General features: G+C 59.1%; 16 protein-coding genes. 11 read left to right on the top strand and 5 right to left on the bottom strand.

Annotated elements, in window-relative coordinates:
- The first annotated feature begins 57 nt into the window (after positions 1–57).
- Positions 58–924, top strand: a complete 867-nt coding sequence (locus GOW31_RS13840) for a lytic transglycosylase domain-containing protein (protein WP_171170840.1) — start codon at positions 58–60, stop codon at positions 922–924.
- A gap of 37 nt (positions 925–961) precedes the next feature.
- Here GOW31_RS13840 and GOW31_RS13835 read toward each other — a convergent pair whose 3' ends face one another.
- Both GOW31_RS13835 and GOW31_RS13830 read right to left on the bottom strand, forming a co-directional pair.
- Positions 962–1,588, bottom strand: coding sequence for a CoA transferase subunit B (locus GOW31_RS13835; protein ID WP_152457252.1), 627 nt, complete (start codon positions 1,586–1,588; stop codon positions 962–964).
- Positions 1,588–2,292, bottom strand: coding sequence for a CoA transferase subunit A (locus tag GOW31_RS13830; protein WP_152457253.1), 705 nt, complete (start codon positions 2,290–2,292; stop codon positions 1,588–1,590). The genes GOW31_RS13835 and GOW31_RS13830 overlap by 1 nt, the downstream gene beginning before the upstream one ends.
- A gap of 163 nt (positions 2,293–2,455) precedes the next feature.
- Between GOW31_RS13830 and GOW31_RS13825 the strand changes: the two genes are divergently transcribed.
- The gene (locus GOW31_RS13825; protein WP_171170838.1) at positions 2,456–2,833 is read left to right on the top strand and encodes a hypothetical protein; all 378 of its coding nucleotides are present in this window, start codon (positions 2,456–2,458) and stop codon (positions 2,831–2,833) included.
- Positions 2,834–2,905: 72 nt separating this feature from the next.
- Here GOW31_RS13825 and topA read toward each other — a convergent pair whose 3' ends face one another.
- From topA to tldD, 3 genes are all read right to left on the bottom strand, one after another.
- On the bottom strand, positions 2,906–5,533 hold the full coding sequence (gene topA, locus GOW31_RS13820; protein WP_171170836.1) for a type I DNA topoisomerase: 2,628 nt from the start codon (positions 5,531–5,533) through the stop codon (positions 2,906–2,908).
- Positions 5,534–5,700: 167 nt separating this feature from the next.
- Positions 5,701–6,825 carry a DNA-processing protein DprA gene (gene dprA / locus GOW31_RS13815; protein ID WP_171170834.1) on the bottom strand — a complete coding sequence of 375 codons (1,125 nt, stop codon included), beginning with the start codon at positions 6,823–6,825 and terminating at the stop codon, positions 5,701–5,703.
- Between the two features lie 237 nt (positions 6,826–7,062).
- Entirely contained in the window at positions 7,063–8,484 is a 1,422-nt protein-coding gene (gene tldD / locus GOW31_RS13810) for a metalloprotease TldD (RefSeq protein ID WP_171117528.1), read from the bottom strand.
- Positions 8,485–8,660: 176 nt separating this feature from the next.
- Between tldD and coxB the strand changes: the two genes are divergently transcribed.
- From coxB to GOW31_RS13765, 9 genes are all read left to right on the top strand, one after another.
- Positions 8,661–9,572, top strand: a complete 912-nt coding sequence (gene coxB / locus GOW31_RS13805; RefSeq protein WP_152457258.1) for a cytochrome c oxidase subunit II — start codon at positions 8,661–8,663, stop codon at positions 9,570–9,572.
- An 88-nt stretch (positions 9,573–9,660) separates the two neighbouring features.
- The gene (cyoE, locus tag GOW31_RS13800; RefSeq protein WP_152457259.1) at positions 9,661–10,611 is read left to right on the top strand and encodes a heme o synthase; all 951 of its coding nucleotides are present in this window, start codon (positions 9,661–9,663) and stop codon (positions 10,609–10,611) included.
- Positions 10,608–10,769 carry a hypothetical protein gene (locus tag GOW31_RS13795; protein WP_171170832.1) on the top strand — a complete coding sequence of 54 codons (162 nt, stop codon included), beginning with the start codon at positions 10,608–10,610 and terminating at the stop codon, positions 10,767–10,769. Before cyoE ends, GOW31_RS13795 begins: the two co-directional genes overlap by 4 nt.
- On the top strand, positions 10,769–11,344 hold the full coding sequence (locus tag GOW31_RS13790) for a cytochrome c oxidase assembly protein (RefSeq protein WP_152457260.1): 576 nt from the start codon (positions 10,769–10,771) through the stop codon (positions 11,342–11,344). Before GOW31_RS13795 ends, GOW31_RS13790 begins: the two co-directional genes overlap by 1 nt.
- A 22-nt stretch (positions 11,345–11,366) precedes the next feature.
- Positions 11,367–12,182, top strand: coding sequence for a cytochrome c oxidase subunit 3 (locus GOW31_RS13785; protein WP_152457261.1), 816 nt, complete (start codon positions 11,367–11,369; stop codon positions 12,180–12,182).
- A gap of 157 nt (positions 12,183–12,339) precedes the next feature.
- Positions 12,340–13,017 (top strand): SURF1 family protein, encoded by a 678-nt coding sequence (locus tag GOW31_RS13780; protein ID WP_171170830.1) that lies wholly within the window; start codon positions 12,340–12,342, stop codon positions 13,015–13,017.
- Positions 13,014–14,402, top strand: a complete 1,389-nt coding sequence (gene thrC, locus GOW31_RS13775; RefSeq protein ID WP_171170827.1) for a threonine synthase — start codon at positions 13,014–13,016, stop codon at positions 14,400–14,402. Before GOW31_RS13780 ends, thrC begins: the two co-directional genes overlap by 4 nt.
- Positions 14,399–15,661, top strand: coding sequence for a pitrilysin family protein (locus GOW31_RS13770; protein WP_171170825.1), 1,263 nt, complete (start codon positions 14,399–14,401; stop codon positions 15,659–15,661). Before thrC ends, GOW31_RS13770 begins: the two co-directional genes overlap by 4 nt.
- The gene (locus GOW31_RS13765; RefSeq protein WP_171117536.1) at positions 15,661–16,245 is read left to right on the top strand and encodes a GNAT family N-acetyltransferase; all 585 of its coding nucleotides are present in this window, start codon (positions 15,661–15,663) and stop codon (positions 16,243–16,245) included. The genes GOW31_RS13770 and GOW31_RS13765 overlap by 1 nt, the downstream gene beginning before the upstream one ends.
- Positions 16,246–16,301 lie beyond the last annotated feature (56 nt).

Genomic DNA, 16,301 nt, shown 5'->3' with positions numbered 1-16,301 from the left:
GCCTTGCGGGAAGATTCGGGGTTCAAATCGCCTAAAAAGAAAACATGAGGCAGGCAAATGAATCTCCGGAACGCACTTCAATGCGCCGGTGTGCTGGCGTTTCTGATATCGGGCACCGCATCTTTAAATGCGACCGAGACAGAGCCGCGCGGCGTATACAAGCGCGTCAAAGCCCCAAAACCCGGTGAACGTCCGCGTGTGACCGTGCAGATCACTCCGGAAGAACACGCAGCCAACCCTTCAGCGCCCAGCACGGGCACTGAACTGGTAGTCCCGGAAATCATCGCGCGTACCAAAGTCGCCCCGCTGCCAGCGCCGGGTGCGGAAGTCAAACGAGATCCCAAAGGATCGTACAAGGCTTTCTGGAGCCGGATTTCACCGCACATTGATGAACGCGGGGCCGGGCGGCTTGACGCAGCGATCAACGCGCTGGCCGCAACCAACGTGAGATCACCGCGACTACAATCGCTGCAAGATATCGCAAAGGAACGCGGGATCGATATCCTCCGTTCCACTGTGGGAACTAATGTTTCACCAGCGCTGGTGCTTGCGGTCATCTCGGTGGAATCGGCCGGACGTGCAGACGCGGTCAGTTCCGCAGGCGCACAGGGGCTCATGCAATTGATGCCCGCGACAGCGGCCAGATTCGGAGTAAAGGACAGCCTTAAGCCCTCTGAGAACATTGCGGGCGGTGTGAAATACCTCAACTGGCTGATGGAAGAGTTCGGGAATGATCCAATACTTGTATTGGCTGGATACAACGCGGGAGAGGGGGCCGTGCGCAAACACAGTGGCGTGCCACCCTATGCTGAAACTCGAGACTACGTGCCAAAAGTCCTCGCCGCGTTTCAGATCGCGCGGGCTTTGTGCGCAACGCCGCCAGACCTGATTTCCGATGGCTGTGTTTTTCAGACTTCCAACTAATAAGGCCCGCCGTGATCCGGCGGGCCTTTCCATTTGATCAGGAAACGATTGTCGCTTCCGTTGCGGCGCGCAGCTCGTCTTCGCTGACACCTTCCGCCAGTTCGACGATTTTCAGACCGCCTTCAACCACATCCAGCACACCAAGATTGGTGATAATGCGATCCACGACGCCCTTTCCGGTCAGTGGCAGGGTGCATTCCTTCAGGACCTTGCTGTCGCCATGCTTGTTGGTGTGATCCATCACGACAATCACTCGGCCCACGCCTGCAACCAGGTCCATCGCGCCGCCCATGCCCTTCACCAGCTTGCCGGGGATCATCCAGTTTGCCAGATCGCCCTTCTCATCTACTTCCATGGCACCCAGAATCGCCGCAGCGATCTTGCCACCGCGGATCATGGCGAAGGATGTGGCACTGTCGAAATAGGCCGTGCGGGACAGTTCGGTGATCGTCTGCTTGCCTGCATTGATAAGGTCCGGGTCTTCTTCGCCCTCAAAGGGGAAGGGGCCCATGCCCAGCATGCCGTTTTCCGATTGCAGAGTGATGTCCTTGTCACCCACATAGTTTGCCACCAGCGTCGGGATCCCGATGCCCAGGTTCACATACATGCCGTCTTCCAGTTCCTCTGCCGCGCGTGCGGCCATCTGATTGCGGTCCCAGGGCATTATGCTTCCTCCTTCTTGCGGGTGGTGCGCTGTTCGATGCGCTTTTCGTGTTCGCCCTGAATGATGCGATGCACATAGATACCGGGCAGGTGGATGCAGTCGGGGTCCAGCGAACCACGCGGAACGATCTCTTCCACTTCGGCAACGCAGATCTTGCCACAGGTCGCAGCAGGAACGTTGAAATTACGGGCGGTCTTGCGGAAAACCAGATTGCCGGTGTCGTCAGCCTTCCAGGCTTTGACGATGGCCAGATCGGCGAAAATGCCTTCTTCCAGAATGTAGGTCTCGCCGTTGAAGTCCTTGTGCTCTTTCCCTTCGGCGATCACGGTGCCGACGCCGGTCTTGGTATAGAAGCCCGGAATGCCCGCGCCACCGGCGCGCATCCGTTCGGCCAATGTTCCTTGGGGGTTGAATTCCAGTTCCAGCTCACCGCTCAGATACTGGCGCATGAACTCGGCGTTTTCACCGACATACGAGCTGATCATCTTTTTGACCTGCTTGGTCTGCAACAGGATGCCGATTCCAAAATCGTCCACACCGGCATTGTTCGACGCAAAGCTCAGGTCTTTGACGCCCGAGTCCCTGATGGCCTCAAGCAACAGTTCCGGAATTCCGCAGAGGCCAAACCCGCCTGCGGCAATCAGCATGCCATCCGACAGCACCCCATCGAGCGCCTCGGTGGCATTGGCATAGACTTTCTTCATGGAAAACTCCCCCAATGACATGGTGATGGGCTGGTTGTGCCGCCGTGTCACGGGGAAGTCAATGAAACCAAGGGGGAGGTGGTATTTCTACCAGTGAAATGAGCTGTTGCAATGAACCGGACGGTTCAGCATAAGCGACGTACCTTTATAGAAGATTGAAAACATGGAACGAATTTGGGTCGGAACAGTCGCGGGTGTTGCGCTTTTGGCTATGTCAGCCTGTGAGCCTGAGCAAGCGACCGTACTTCCGCTCGACGATAACAAGATCAAAGTTATAGGAACCGGTTATTCTGAGAAGTCTTCACTTGAATCTGCAATTTCAACCGCCAACGCACGGTGCGCACAGCAGGGTAAAGAGGCCTTCGTTCTGGCCAGCGATACCGGCTATCAGGGGGTGGACAAGAATGCAGCCCTGATCATCGATGTCCTGACGGCTGCTGCCCAGAACTCAGGCAGCGCGCCCGGCTACTATCCTAGCTCAAGCAGCTCGGAAGACTGGCAGACGACGCTCGAAGTCCGGTGCGGCCCACAGCCCAAGTAACACGCTGACAGCCCCCCGTAATGCCGAAACGGCGATTGCGGGGGGCTTGTTCAACCCCGAACACCTGACCGCCTAGGTTGTTGCTTTCTTGGTGGTTGCTTTCTTTTTAGACGTGGCCTTTTTTTTGGTGCCTTTTTTGGCTGCGCGCTCGTTGACAATCTCGATGGCCATTTCCTGCGTCACGTCCTCGGGTTTAATGTCCTTGGGGATCGTTGCGTTGACCTTTTCCCATTTCACATAAGGCCCATAGCGCCCGTCCAGAACCTGCATCGCGCCGCCATCGGGATGCTCACCCAACTCCTTCATGGGTTTTGCCGCGGCCCGCCGCCCACGACCGGGGTTTGCCCGTTTTTCGGCCAGCAACTCAACGGCGCGATTCATGCCGATCTCGAACACGTCATTGGGGTCTTTCAGATTGGCATAGACCGGCTTTGCCTCCGCCGGCAGCTGATGCATCAGGTAAGGCCCGAACCGCCCGAAATTCGCGCTGATCATGCCGCCTTCGGGGTGTTCGCCGATCTGACGGGGCAGGGAAAGAAGCGTCAGCGCCTTTTCCAGGTCCATGTCATCCTTGCTCCACCCGCGCGGAAGGGATGCGCGCGGGGGCTTTTTGTTCTCGGGCGTGGGTTCGCCCCGCTGAACGTAAGGACCGAACCGGCCGGATTTCAGCCAGATCTCATCCCCGGCATCTTCGCCCAGCAGCCTTTCGTCACCTTCCGCGCCTTCTCCGGCAATCGGGCGCGTATAGGTACATTCCGGATAGTTCCCGCATCCAACGAACCCACCCGTACGAGAGGTCTTCAGGTGCAACTGACCGGTGCCGCATTTCGGGCAAATACGCGGATCGGACCCATCCTCGCGCGGCGGGTAGAGCTGCGGAGCCAGAGCTTCATCGAGCTTGTCCAACACTTCCGAAATCCGCAGTTCGGAGGTCTCGCCAATCGCGGCTGAAAAATCACGCCAAAACTTGCCCAGCAGGTCTTTGTAGTCGCGCTCCCCGGCGCTGACGTCATCAAGTTCTTTTTCCAGATTGGCAGTGAATTCATACCCCACATACTGCCGGAAGAAATTCAGCAAGAAGATCGTGACGATCCGGCCCTTCTCCTCGGGGATCAGCCTGTTCTTGTCCTTGCGGACATATTCCCGATCCTGGATCGTCGTTACGATCGAGGCATAGGTTGATGGGCGCCCGATCCCCAGTTCTTCCATCCTTTTGACCAGCGTCGCTTCGGTATAGCGCGGGGGCGGTTGGGTGTGGTGTTGAAGGGCCAGAACGGATTCGTTCTCGGACAGGATTGCTTCTTTCGCGATCTTGTCGCCGCTGTCGCTGGTCGCCTTGGCAAACTGATCCTTCAGAGAGGTTTTGGCAAAACGGGCCGGATCGCCCTGCGCGATCTGTGGCAGACGCTTTTCATCCTCGTCCGAAACGTCATCCCGGCCTTCTTCGTATACCCGCATGAACCCATCGAACATGACCACCTGGCCGGTGGCGCGAAGGCCGACCTGACCGTCGTCGCTGCCGATCTCGACGGTGGTGCGCTCCAGACGCGCGGCAGCCATCTGACAGGCGATGGTGCGTTTCCAGATCAGATCATAAAGCTTGCGCTGATCTTCATCCGTGACCTTCAGCGCCTTGGCATCGCGCGACATATCCGTCGGGCGGATACACTCGTGAGCTTCCTGAGCGTTCTTGGCCTTGTTCTTATACATGCGCGGGCTGTCCGGTACATATTCAACACCGTAGCGATCTGCGATTGTTTCGCGCGTGGCTGCCACGGCCTCAGGCGCCATGTCGATGCCGTCGGTCCGCATATAGGTAATGTACCCGGCCTCATAAAGCCGCTGCGCCACCTGCATTGCGTGGCGCGCGCCCATGCCGAACTTGCGGCTGGCTTCCTGTTGCAGGGTCGATGTCATGAACGGCGCGCTGGGGTTGCGGGCGGCGGGTTTGGCCTCGACCGAAGTCACGCTCAGCGTGCGGCTGGTGATGGCCTGAACCGCAAGCTCGGCCTGCGTCGCATTGGCCAGATCGTGCTTGTCCAGCTTCTTGCCGGCCAGCGTGACCAGACGCGCCTCATAGGTCTGCCCACGCGGTGTCTCGAACAGCGCCCGAACCGACCAGTATTCCACCGGCTTGAATGCCTCGATTTCCATTTCGCGTTCGACGATCAGGCGCAGACAGACGGATTGCACGCGACCTGCCGATTTCGCACCTGGCAGTTTGCGCCACAAAACCGGAGACAGGTTGAAACCCACCAGATAATCCAGCGCGCGGCGGGCCAGATAGGCCTCGACCAACGGCATATCGACCTGACGCGGGTTCTGCATCGCCTCGGTCACGGCGTCCTTGGTGATGGCGTTGAAGGTGACGCGGCTGACGGGCGTATCCTTCTTGATCGAACGGCGTTTGGTCAACGCCTCTTGCAGGTGCCAGCTGATCGCCTCGCCCTCGCGGTCGGGGTCGGTGGCGAGGATCAGCGCATTGTCTTCTTTCAACGCGTCGGCAATGGCCTTGACATGCTTGCGGCTGTCGTTACCGACCTCCCATTTCATCGAGAAGTCATGTTCAGGATCGACCGATCCATCCTTTGGCGGCAGGTCCCGCACATGGCCGTAAGAGGCCAGAACTGTGTAGTCGGGGCCCAGGTATTTATTGATTGTTTTTGCTTTGGCCGGAGATTCTACAACAACTACGGGCATTTAAGGGGAAACCTCGCTCGACGAATTTGGCGCCTTCTATGGTGGTGCAAAATGTGTGGGGCAAGCGGGAATTGTCAATGCGTTCCTTTCGCCGGTGGAAAAGCGCCGTGATTTCAGTGCGCTACCACTGATCTTAACAAAGTGGGCACGCCGTAAGGAGGGTTCGATCAACTTGCCAGCGACAGCAGACCTCCGGGCTGACGTTGGATTCGCCCATCAAGTTCAAGGTCGATCAGCGCCGGTCCAAGCTCACCGGCCGAGGCCGCGATATCCCGCAGCAATTGATCCTCGGCGATGGGTGAGGGGCCAAGCCGCGCGATGATTTGCTCGTGCAGGTTTCTTGCAGGACGCGCAATTGGTTCCGAGCGCGGTTCGATTGGTCGAGAAAACAGGTCGTCCTGCCGCGGCAAGGCTTCAACAACGTCTTCAGCGGATCGGACAAGTGTGGCGCCATCACGAATCAACAGATTGCAGCCGGCGGCCCGCGCATCGAACGGATGGCCCGGAACGGCCAGAACCTCGCGCCCCTGATCCAGTGCGTCCCGTGCCGTGATCAGACTGCCGGACTTGGCGGCAGCCTCGACGACGACAACCGCCTGCGCAAGCCCGGAAATGATCCGATTTCGGCGTGGAAAGTGCCGGGCCTGGGGTGTCACGCCCATCGGTTGTTCCGAAATCCGCAAGCCGCGGGACGCGATGTCATGGGCCAGTTCCGTGTTTTCGGCCGGATAGATCACATCAACGCCACCGGCCATGACTGCCACCGTGCCGGTTTCCAGCGCGGCCATATGCGCGGCTGTATCGATGCCACGCGCCAAGCCCGAGACGATAACGTGCCCTTTGCTGCCCAGTTCGGTGGCCAGGCCACGTGCCATCCGCGCGCCGAGCGAGGAACAGTTTCGCGCGCCGACCATCGCAATTGCTGGTTTTTGCAGCAGCGAAACGTCTCCGATCGCCCAAAGCAGCGGCGGGGCTTCGTTCAGTTCAGCCAGGGCCGCGGGGAATTCAGCGGACCCAAGGCACAAAAGCCGCGCTTTAGCGGCTTTTGCGGCCCTGAGTTCCGCCTCGATCACGCCGGGGGGGCAGGTTTCATACCCTTTTATACCGGCGGCGCGTGCCATTTCAGGCAGCGCGGCCAGCGCGTTCTGCGCTGAGCCATGTTCGCGAAGCAGCCGACGAAATGTCACCGGACCGACCTTGCGAGAACGCAACAGACGAAGCCACGAGAACCGGTCCTCTTCCGTGGTGGGTGGGAGTGGGGGGTGATTGGAAGAAAGCTGCTCTTCGGTCATCCGTTGCTCCGCCTTGTTGCAGAACTGGTTTACGGGACAGGCAGTTAACAGCTTGTGAATCGTTGAAAATTAGAAGTGATTTTTTGCAATTCTGTCGGGGGAAAGCATATAACATATTGATAATAAGTAAAATAAATAATGCTCAATCAGAAAGGGCGCTTTGGTCACCTAAGGCGATCTTCGGAAAAAAGAGACGCTGGGTTAACCCTGCGCCTCTTGGACTGCGCCGCGTCCGACTCAGGCGGCCGAACCGCCGACAGTCAGCCCGTCCATAAGGACGGTCGGCTGGCCAACACCTACCGGCACCCATTGTCCGTCCTTGCCACAAGTACCCATGCCGGGGTCCAGCGCCATATCGTTGCCCAGCCCTCGGATACGTTTCAAGGCCGATGGCCCGTCACCAATCAACGTGGCGCCCTTGACCGGCGCGCCGATTTTGCCGTTTTCGACACGATACGCCTCGGTGCACGAGAAAACGAACTTGCCATTGGTGATGTCCACCTGACCGCCGCCGAATCCAACCGCCCAGATACCGTCCTTGATATCGGCTACCAGGGCCCGCGGGTCGGCTTCGCCACCCAGCATGATCGTGTTGGTCATGCGCGGCATGGGTTTGTGCGCATAGCTCTGCCGCCGCCCGTTGCCCGTAGGAGCAACCCCCATCAGCCGCGCATTCTGGCGGTCCTGCATGTAGCCGGTCAGCACGCCATCTTCGATCAGCACCGTGCGCGCGCTGGGCGTGCCCTCATCATCCACGGTGATCGAACCGCGACGATCAGCAATCGTGCCGTCATCCACCACGGTCACACCTTTTGAAGCAATCTGCTGCCCCATCAACCCGGCAAAGGCAGAGCTGCCCTTGCGGTTGAAGTCGCCTTCCAGGCCGTGGCCGATGGCCTCGTGCAGCAGGATGCCGGGCCAGCCGGGGCCAAGCGCAACTTCCATGACACCGGCCGGCGCAGGAACTGCGTCCAGGTTGACCAGTGCGATACGCAGGGCTTCGCGGGCCTTGGCCTGCCAGTCGGCGGGGTCGATCAACCCGCTCAGGCCAACCCGGCCACCACCACCGGCGGATCCGCTTTCGCGGCGTCCGTTCTGTTCGACAATGACCGATACGTTCACGCGGGTCATGGGGCGCACATCGCGAACCATCACACCGTCAGGGCGCAGAATCTCGATTTCTTGCACGGCTGCCGCGATCGTGGCGCTGACCTGAACCACACGCGGGTCCAGATCGCGGGCGAAGGCGTCGATCTCACGCAATGTCTCGATCTTGACCGGGAACGCGGCAGAATCAATCGGGTCTTCGTCCGTGTAGAGGCGCGTATTGGTGGAGCGCGGAGCATCCGCCAAGACCCCGCCGCCATCCCCGACAGCCAGTCTTGCCGTTTCCGCCGCCCGTTTCAGGGCAGGAATCGAAACGTCTGTGGAATGCGCATATCCAGCCACTTCACCTTGTACGGCACGCAGCCCGAACCCTTCCGACGCATCGTAAGACGCGGTGCGCAGACGGCCGTCATCGAACACGAGAGACTCGGATTTTCGCCGCTCGACAAACAGCTCTCCGTCCTCGGCACCGTCCGTGGCCGAGCGCAAAATGGCAAGCGCTTCATCGTGCGGTAGAGCGCTTTCAAACGGGCGAAACGGGGCGTCGGACATGGGTTGGGACCTTTCGGGTTTGATCCAGATCAAAAATAGCGTCTGTTTGACGCAAGCATTTTGCTTTATCTACCCGACGGAATATGGTTTTTAACGCGGCCAAAGACAACGGGAGAGGTGCGACCGATTCACACCTTTTCGCCAGGGACGCAAAGATCAAACGATCAGGACAGAACATGAAGAATGCTTTGATGCTTTCAGGGTTTATGACAGCCCTCTCCAGCCTTCCAGCCATGGCTCAGGAGCTTGAGATTATTGGCAAACCGGTTGACGGCGGTATGGGCTTTCAGCCGGCAGCCACCAGCCTTGCCACAGGAATTCAGCGTCTGGACGGCATGATTCTGGTGATCATCACCGTTATCTGCCTGCTGGTTGCCGGCCTGCTGGTTTATTGCATCGTGCGTTACAACGAACGCGTTAACCCGAAACCGGCACGTTTTTCGCACTATACCCCGGTTGAGATTGCATGGACCCTTGGCCCCATCCTGATTCTGGTCTTCATCGGTGCGTTTTCGCTGCCGGTTCTGTTCAAACAGCAGGAGATCCCGGAAGGCGATATCACCATCAAAGTCGTGGGCAACCAGTGGTATTGGACCTATGAATATGTTGATCACGATTTTGCCTTCGACAGCTACCTGCTGGGCCATCCGGCCACTCTGGACGAGGGCGCGCGCCCGGCTGACGCCGACGTGACCCCGTTTGTGCTTGACGATGCCATGCGCGCGAAGCTGGCAGATGCGGGTTACAGCGATGACGAATGGCTGCTGGCCACGGACACTGCCGTTGTTGTTCCGGTTGGCAAGGTTATCGTGATGCAGGTTACCGCATCTGATGTGATTCACTCCTGGACCATCCCATCCTTCGGCGTAAAGCAGGATGGCGTGCCCGGGCGTCTGGCGGAACTGTGGTTCGAGGCCGAGAAGGAAGGCATCTACTTCGGTCAGTGTTCGGAACTCTGCGGCAAAGACCACGCCTATATGCCAATCACCGTGAAAGTCGTCAGCCAGGAAGCGTATGACCAGTGGCTGCAAGGCGCGATCGAAGAATATGCCGGTTTGCCGCAAAGCTATCAGGTTGCATCGAACTGAGCACACTGAGGGCGGGTTGAAGCCCGCCTGACACGAAATGCAGGCTGTGCGGGCTGACCGCGCAGCTTTCGCCCCAGAAGGACCCGAGATGACCGACGCAAGCATCAATGCCAGCACAGCGACCGCCCACGCGGACGAGGCCAGCTTTGGCGATTACTTCGCCTTGCTGAAGCCACGCGTGATGTCTCTGGTCGTGTTTACGGCGCTGGTCGGTCTGCTGGCGGCCCCGGTTCCGGTCCACCCCTTCGTCGGGTTCTGCGCCATTCTGTTCATCGCCATCGGTGGCGGCGCATCCGGTGCGCTGAACATGTGGTGGGATGCGGATATCGACAAGGTGATGAAACGCACCAAAGGTCGCCCGATCCCCTCCGGCAAGGTGGAAGAGGGTGAGGCGATGGCCATCGGCCTGACCCTGTCGGGCCTGTCGGTGATCATGCTGGGCCTTGCGACCAATTGGTTCGCGGGTGCGTTTCTGGGCTTCACAATTTTTTTCTATGTCGTTGTCTACACGATGTGGCTGAAGCGCTCGACGCCGCAGAACATCGTGATCGGTGGTGCGGCGGGCGCTTTCCCTCCGGTGATCGGCTGGGTGGCCGCAACAGGGTCCATGGCGGTTGAGCCGTGGCTGATGTTCGCCCTGACCTTCATGTGGACACCGCCGCATTTCTGGGCTCTGGCCCTGTTCATGCGCTCGGACTATGACGATGCGGGCGTGCCCATGCTGACTGTGACTCACGGCCGCCGTGCAACGCGTGTACACATTCTCGTCTATACGGCCCTGCTGGCGATACTGGCGGTGGGAACCGCATTCTCTGGCATCGGTGGTCCCATCTATCTGACCGTGGCTTTGGTGTTGAACGCGTTGTTCCTGCGCGGCGCCTGGCAAATTTCGCGTCGGACCGAGGATGACTCGGAGGCCGATAATTTCAAGGTCGAACGCAGCTTTTTCAAGCTTTCGCTGCTCTACCTCTTCCTGCATTTCGGCGCTATTCTGGCCGAAGCCTTGCTGAAGCCCTATGGTTTGGGAGGATGGTCATGAGCCTGCGCAAAAGCCATGAACTGCATCAGAGACGGTTCAGCCGCAATCTGGGCGTTGGACTGACACTGGTAGCCTTTATCGTGATCATTTTCGGCCTGACGATCGTCAAGGTCTCGGGCACTGATTTCAATATGGCCACACAGGAGGTCCAGAACTGATGGCTTTGTCTGGTCCACAGAAAACGGTCGCTCAAACCGTAGGTGTGGTTGTCCTGATGGGCAGCCTGGCCTGGGCGGCGGTACCATTCTACGACTGGTTCTGCCGCGTGACCGGATTTGGCGGTACAACCGGTGTGGCCGAAGCCGCCCCCGAAGACATTCTGGACCGCACGGTCACAGTACGGTTTGATGCGTCCAAGGCCAAAAACATGGCCTGGGAATTCAAACCGGTCGTTCGCGAGATGGAAGTGCGCATCGGCGAGACCGGGCTGGCTTTCTATGAGGCCTACAACCCAACGGATCGTCCAATAGCGGGTCAGGCCTCATACAATGTGGCACCCTACTCGGCAGGCGGGTATTTTCAAAAGATTGCCTGTTTCTGCTTTGAAGAGCAGGTGCTGCAACCCGGCGAGCGGGTAGAGATGCCGGTGACCTTCTTCGTCGATCCTGAAATGGTCGAAGATCTTGAAGCAAAGTATGTTCATACGATCACGCTGTCGTATACATTCTACGAAATCGACCTGCCAGAGGGCTATGCCGCCCTTGAAGCGCAGGCAGAAACAAACACGAATTAACGCCTGTAGGTGAGGGACGCTGATGGCACACGCTAAAAACCATGATTATCACATTCTGGCCCCGTCGATCTGGCCTCTGATCGGAGCTGTCGGCGGCTTTGTGATGTTGTTCGGAGCCGTCCTTTGGATGCACGGATTGACCCCGTGGATGTTCTGGGCCGGTCTGGTCGCAGTTCTTTACACCATGTTTGCATGGTGGTCCGAAGTTGTTGTCGAAAGCCGCCAGGGGGATCACACCCCTGTCGTTCGCATCGGTCTGCGCTACGGTTTCATCCTGTTCGTCATGTCCGAGGTAATGTTCTTCTTTGCCTGGTTCTGGTCGTTCTTCAAACATCGCATGTACCCGATGTACGACTATGCCGGCACCGAATACATCCAGCCGGACATCCACGCGGTTGACCCGTTCCACCTGCCGCTGATCAACACTCTGGTTCTGCTGCTGTCAGGCTGTGCTATTACCTGGGCGCACCACGCGCTGGTGCATGACAACGACCGCAAAGCGCTGATCAACGGCCTGGCCATCGGTATCGTTCTGGGCATTGCCTTTACCGGTTTGCAGGCGTTCGAGTATTACGAGCTGCTGGCCCATGAAGGCTGGAAATTTGGCGATGATCAGTTCTATTCGAACTTCTTCATGGCGACCGGTTTCCATGGATTCCACGTCATCATCGGCACCATCTTCCTGTCGGTCTGCCTGATCCGGGCCCTCAAAGGCGACTTCACACCGGAAAAGCATGTCGGGTTCGAAGCGGCGGCCTGGTACTGGCACTTCGTTGACGTTGTCTGGCTGTTCCTGTTTTTCGCGGTCTACATCTGGGGACAGGCCCCGCTGATGTAAGCCCGATCAGCTGATCAAATTGCAAAAGCCGCCCTTGAGGGGCGGCTTTTTCTCTGTTCCGGGCGCAAGATTGCGCCCCATACAATTGCGTGGTTGCAATTTGGCCCACACACCCCTTAACAAGACGCCGGTTCCTGAAACGAGGTTCGACCCTGCCATGCGCCGCATTCTGTTCTTGCTGATCTTCGGCCTCGCCGGTTTGGGCGTTCTGCTGTCGCTGGGGATCTGGCAGACGCAGCGTCTGGCCTGGAAACAGGAGCTGTTGGCAGAGATCGAAAGCCGCATTTCAGCCGACCCCATCGCCTTGCCCAGGCATGTTTCAGAGGACACCGACAAATACCTTCCGGTAACGGTTTCGGGTGAGATGGAACCAGGCGAAATCCATGTGCTTGTTTCGGTCAAACAGGTCGGGGCAGGGTATCGCATCATCCAATCGTTCAGCACCGAGGACCGCACAATTCTGGTCGATCGGGGTTTTGTGCGGACAACGGCGAAACAAGCGCAGCGTCTGACCGGCCCGATGGAGATCACCGGCAACCTGCACTGGCCGGATGAGGTCGACAGCTATACGCCCGAGCCCGATATTGACGACAACATCTGGTTTGCCCGGGACGTGCCCAATCTGGCCGCAGCGTTGGGGGCCGAGCCGGTGTTGCTGATCGCGCGGTCCCAGACCGACCCGAACGTGACGCCTTTGCCGGTGGATACGGCGGGGATTCCAAATGATCACTTGCAATATGCAATCACCTGGTTTGGCTTGGCTCTGGTCTGGGCTGTGATGACCGGGTATTTCCTGTGGCGCAATCGCGCCCCTTCTGAGAGTGAAGAGCAATGAAATACATCTCGACCCGTGGCCAAGCGCCAGAACTGACCTTTGAAGAGGCGATGCTGACCGGATTGGCCCGCGATGGGGGGCTTTATCTGCCCGCCGAGATCCCTGTGATGAGCCATGACGAGATCGCGGCGCTTGCTGGTCTGCCCTATGAAGACATCGCATTCCGTGTGATGTGGCCCTATGTCAGCGGGTCCTTTGCCGAGGATGAGTTCAAGCAGATCATTGCCCACGCCTATGAAGGATTTGGTCATGACGCCCGCGCACCGTTGAAGCAACTGAACGAGAACCATTTTCTGCTGGAACTGATCCATGGGCCCACGCTGGCGTTCAAGGACTTTGCCATGCAGTTGATCGGCCAGCTGTTCCAGGTGGCCCTGAAACGGCGCAATGATCGCGTGACCATCGTCGGCGCGACCAGCGGTGACACCGGCTCGGCCGCGATCGAGGCCTTCCGGGGGCTGGATTCCGTGGATGTATTCATCCTGTTCCCACATGGCCGCGTGTCCGAGGTGCAGCGTCGCCAGATGACGACGCCTGCGGACAGCAATGTTCATGCTCTGGCCGTGGATGGCGATTTCGATGATTGTCAGGCTGCGCTGAAAGATATGTTCAACGATTTCGACTTCCGCGACGGGGTCAAGCTGGCGGGTGTGAATTCGATCAACTTCGCCCGGGTGCTGGCGCAGATCGTCTATTTCTTCTCGGCCGCCGTCAGCCTCGGCGCGCCGCACCGCAAGGTCAGCTTCACCGTGCCGACCGGCAATTTCGGCGACATCTTCGCGGGCTATCTGGCCAAGCGCATGGGCTTGCCCATCGATCGTCTGGTCGTGGCAACCAACCAGAACGACATCCTGCACCGGTGTCTGTCGGGTGAGGGGTATTTCAAGGGCGACACCATCCCCTCGATCAGCCCGTCGATGGACATTCAGGTCAGCTCGAACTTTGAGCGGGCGTTGTATTACGCCTATGGCGAGGACGGCGGTGCCGTGGCGCAGTTGATGGATGAGCTCAAGTCCGGCGGCTTCAATGTCAGCCAGGGCGCGATGGAAGCGCTGCGCGAGAGTTTTGACTCGGGCCGGGTGTCCGAAGGCGAAACGCTGGCGACGATCAGGCATACGCTTGCCCACAGCGCGGAACTGGTCTGCCCCCACACTGCGGTCGGGATCAAGGTCGGCCAAGACCACCGTGCCACCGATACCCCGATGATCACCTTGGCCACTGCGCATCCCGCCAAGTTCCCTGCCGCAGTCGAGAAGGCGAGCGACGTGCATCCGCCTCTTCCATCCCGCATGTCTGATCTGTATGAACGTCCGGAACGGGTCACCCGGATCGCCAACGATCTGGGCGCCATCGAGGATCATATCAAAGGGCACATCGCCGAGTGACTGTCAGACAAGACCAACTGAAGAACGGCTTTCGTATCGTCAGTGAACATATGCCGGGGCTGCAATCTGCGGCCATCGGCATCTGGGTAACCGCCGGTGGGCGGCATGAGCGGATCGAACAGAACGGCATCGCACATTTCCTTGAACATATGGCGTTCAAGGGAACCGAGCGACGTTCGGCGCTGCAAATCGCCGAGGCGATCGAGGATGTGGGCGGGTATATCAACGCCTATACCTCGCGCGAGGTAACGGCCTATTACGCGCGCGTCCTGAAGGACGACGTGGCGCTGGCGATGGACGTGATCGGCGACATCGTTCTGAACCCGGTTTTCGACCCGCGCGAAATCGAGGTTGAGCGCGGCGTGATCCTTCAGGAGATCGGCCAGGCCTATGACACACCTGACGATGTGATCTTTGACTGGTTGCAGGAGCAGAGCTATCACGACCAGCCTTTGGGCCGCAGCATTCTGGGACCCTCCGAACGGGTCAGTGCGTTTTCACGAGAAGACCTCTCTGGCTTCGTAGCAGAGCATTATGGCCCTGATCAGATGATCCTGTCCGCTGCCGGTGCCGTGGATCACGATCAGCTGATGAAAATGGCCGAAGAGATGTTCGGTCATCTGCAACCACGCACCGGGCTGATCGCCGAGCCTGCGCGTTTTACCGGTGGTGAAGCGCGGCAGGAAAAAGTGCTGGAGCAGGCCCATTTCGCACTTGCGCTGGAAAGCCCGGGCTATCGCGACGATGCGATCTATACGGCGCAGATCTATTCCACCGCTTTGGGGGGTGGCATGTCTTCGCGGTTGTTCCAGGAGGTGCGCGAGTCGCGCGGGCTGTGCTATACGATCTTTGCCCAGACCGGTGCCTATGCCGATACCGGTACGACGACGATCTACGCCGGTACCTCGGCAGATCAGGTGGCAGAGCTTGCCACTATCACCATCGACGAAATGAAGCGCGCAGCAGAGGACATGACCACGGAAGAGGTTGCCCGTGCCCGTGCGCAGATGAAAGCCGGGATGTTGATGGGGCTGGAAAGCCCGTCAAACCGGGCCGAACGCTTGGCGCGGCTGGTTCAGATCTGGGGGCGGGTCCCGTCTCTGGAAGATACGGTGGCCCGGATTGATGCGGTCAGCACCGAAGATGTGCGCGTATTTGCCGAGCAGATGGCCGTCAACGCACCTGCCGCTTTGGCGCTGTACGGGCCGGTTTCGGGGGCGCCGACATTGGCCGAGCTACAGGAGAGGCGGGCGGCGTGATGCTGTTGGGCAGACGCAAGCTGAAACTCGAGACTGCGCGGCTCAGCCTGCGCCCGCCAGTACATTCCGACTTCAACGATTGGGCCGCGTTGCGGCGGGCCTCGAAAGACTATCTGACACCTTGGGAACCGATCTGGGCCAAGGACCACCTGAGCCGCAAATCCTTTACCAACCGTGTGTATTGGGCACAACGTTCGGTAGCGGCCGGGACGGCAATCCCGCTTTTTCTGTTTCGCCGCGAGGATGACGTGTTGGTTGGGGCCATCACGCTGGACAACATTCGGCGCGGTCCCGCGCAGGCGGGCACATTGGGGTATTGGACCGGTCAGGCTTTTGCCCGACAAGGGTATATGCGTGAAGCCATCGGCGCGATGGTTCACCATGCCTTTACCCGTTTGGACCTGAGCCGGATCGAAGCCGCCTGCCTGCCGGAAAACCGGGCGTCGCGCGGATTGCTGGAAAGTTCGGCCTTCAAATACGAGGGCGTGGCGCAGTCGTATTTGCAAATCAACGGGCGGTGGCGGACGCATGTTCTGTATGCCAGCCTGCGGTCCGACCGGCGCGGAAGAACCGACGCGGGATAGGGGGCGCTGCCCCCGTCGCGGCAAGCCGCGCCTCCCCCGGGATATTTGGGGCCAGA

This window comes from Ruegeria sp. HKCCA0370, from assembly GCF_013033705.1.
GTDB lineage: Bacteria > Pseudomonadota > Alphaproteobacteria > Rhodobacterales > Rhodobacteraceae > Ruegeria.
Note: the sequence above shows the minus strand (reverse complement) of the source record. Positions and strands in the feature narration are given on the sequence as shown.

What these genes read in the sequence shown, in the direction of transcription:
- GOW31_RS13840 (WP_171170840.1), top strand. Translation starts at nt 58, where the DNA reads ATGAATCTCCGGAACGCACTTCAATGCGCCGGTGTGCTGGCGTTTCTG.
- GOW31_RS13835 (WP_152457252.1), bottom strand. Translation starts at nt 1,588, where the DNA reads ATGCCCTGGGACCGCAATCAGATGGCCGCACGCGCGGCAGAGGAACTG.
- GOW31_RS13830 (WP_152457253.1), bottom strand. Translation starts at nt 2,292, where the DNA reads ATGAAGAAAGTCTATGCCAATGCCACCGAGGCGCTCGATGGGGTGCTG.
- GOW31_RS13825 (WP_171170838.1), top strand. Translation starts at nt 2,456, where the DNA reads ATGGAACGAATTTGGGTCGGAACAGTCGCGGGTGTTGCGCTTTTGGCT.
- topA (WP_171170836.1), bottom strand. Translation starts at nt 5,533, where the DNA reads ATGCCCGTAGTTGTTGTAGAATCTCCGGCCAAAGCAAAAACAATCAAT.
- dprA (WP_171170834.1), bottom strand. Translation starts at nt 6,825, where the DNA reads ATGACCGAAGAGCAGCTTTCTTCCAATCACCCCCCACTCCCACCCACC.
- tldD (WP_171117528.1), bottom strand. Translation starts at nt 8,484, where the DNA reads ATGTCCGACGCCCCGTTTCGCCCGTTTGAAAGCGCTCTACCGCACGAT.
- coxB (WP_152457258.1), top strand. Translation starts at nt 8,661, where the DNA reads ATGAAGAATGCTTTGATGCTTTCAGGGTTTATGACAGCCCTCTCCAGC.
- cyoE (WP_152457259.1), top strand. Translation starts at nt 9,661, where the DNA reads ATGACCGACGCAAGCATCAATGCCAGCACAGCGACCGCCCACGCGGAC.
- GOW31_RS13795 (WP_171170832.1), top strand. Translation starts at nt 10,608, where the DNA reads ATGAGCCTGCGCAAAAGCCATGAACTGCATCAGAGACGGTTCAGCCGC.
- GOW31_RS13790 (WP_152457260.1), top strand. Translation starts at nt 10,769, where the DNA reads ATGGCTTTGTCTGGTCCACAGAAAACGGTCGCTCAAACCGTAGGTGTG.
- GOW31_RS13785 (WP_152457261.1), top strand. Translation starts at nt 11,367, where the DNA reads ATGGCACACGCTAAAAACCATGATTATCACATTCTGGCCCCGTCGATC.
- GOW31_RS13780 (WP_171170830.1), top strand. Translation starts at nt 12,340, where the DNA reads ATGCGCCGCATTCTGTTCTTGCTGATCTTCGGCCTCGCCGGTTTGGGC.
- thrC (WP_171170827.1), top strand. Translation starts at nt 13,014, where the DNA reads ATGAAATACATCTCGACCCGTGGCCAAGCGCCAGAACTGACCTTTGAA.
- GOW31_RS13765 (WP_171117536.1), top strand. Translation starts at nt 15,661, where the DNA reads ATGCTGTTGGGCAGACGCAAGCTGAAACTCGAGACTGCGCGGCTCAGC.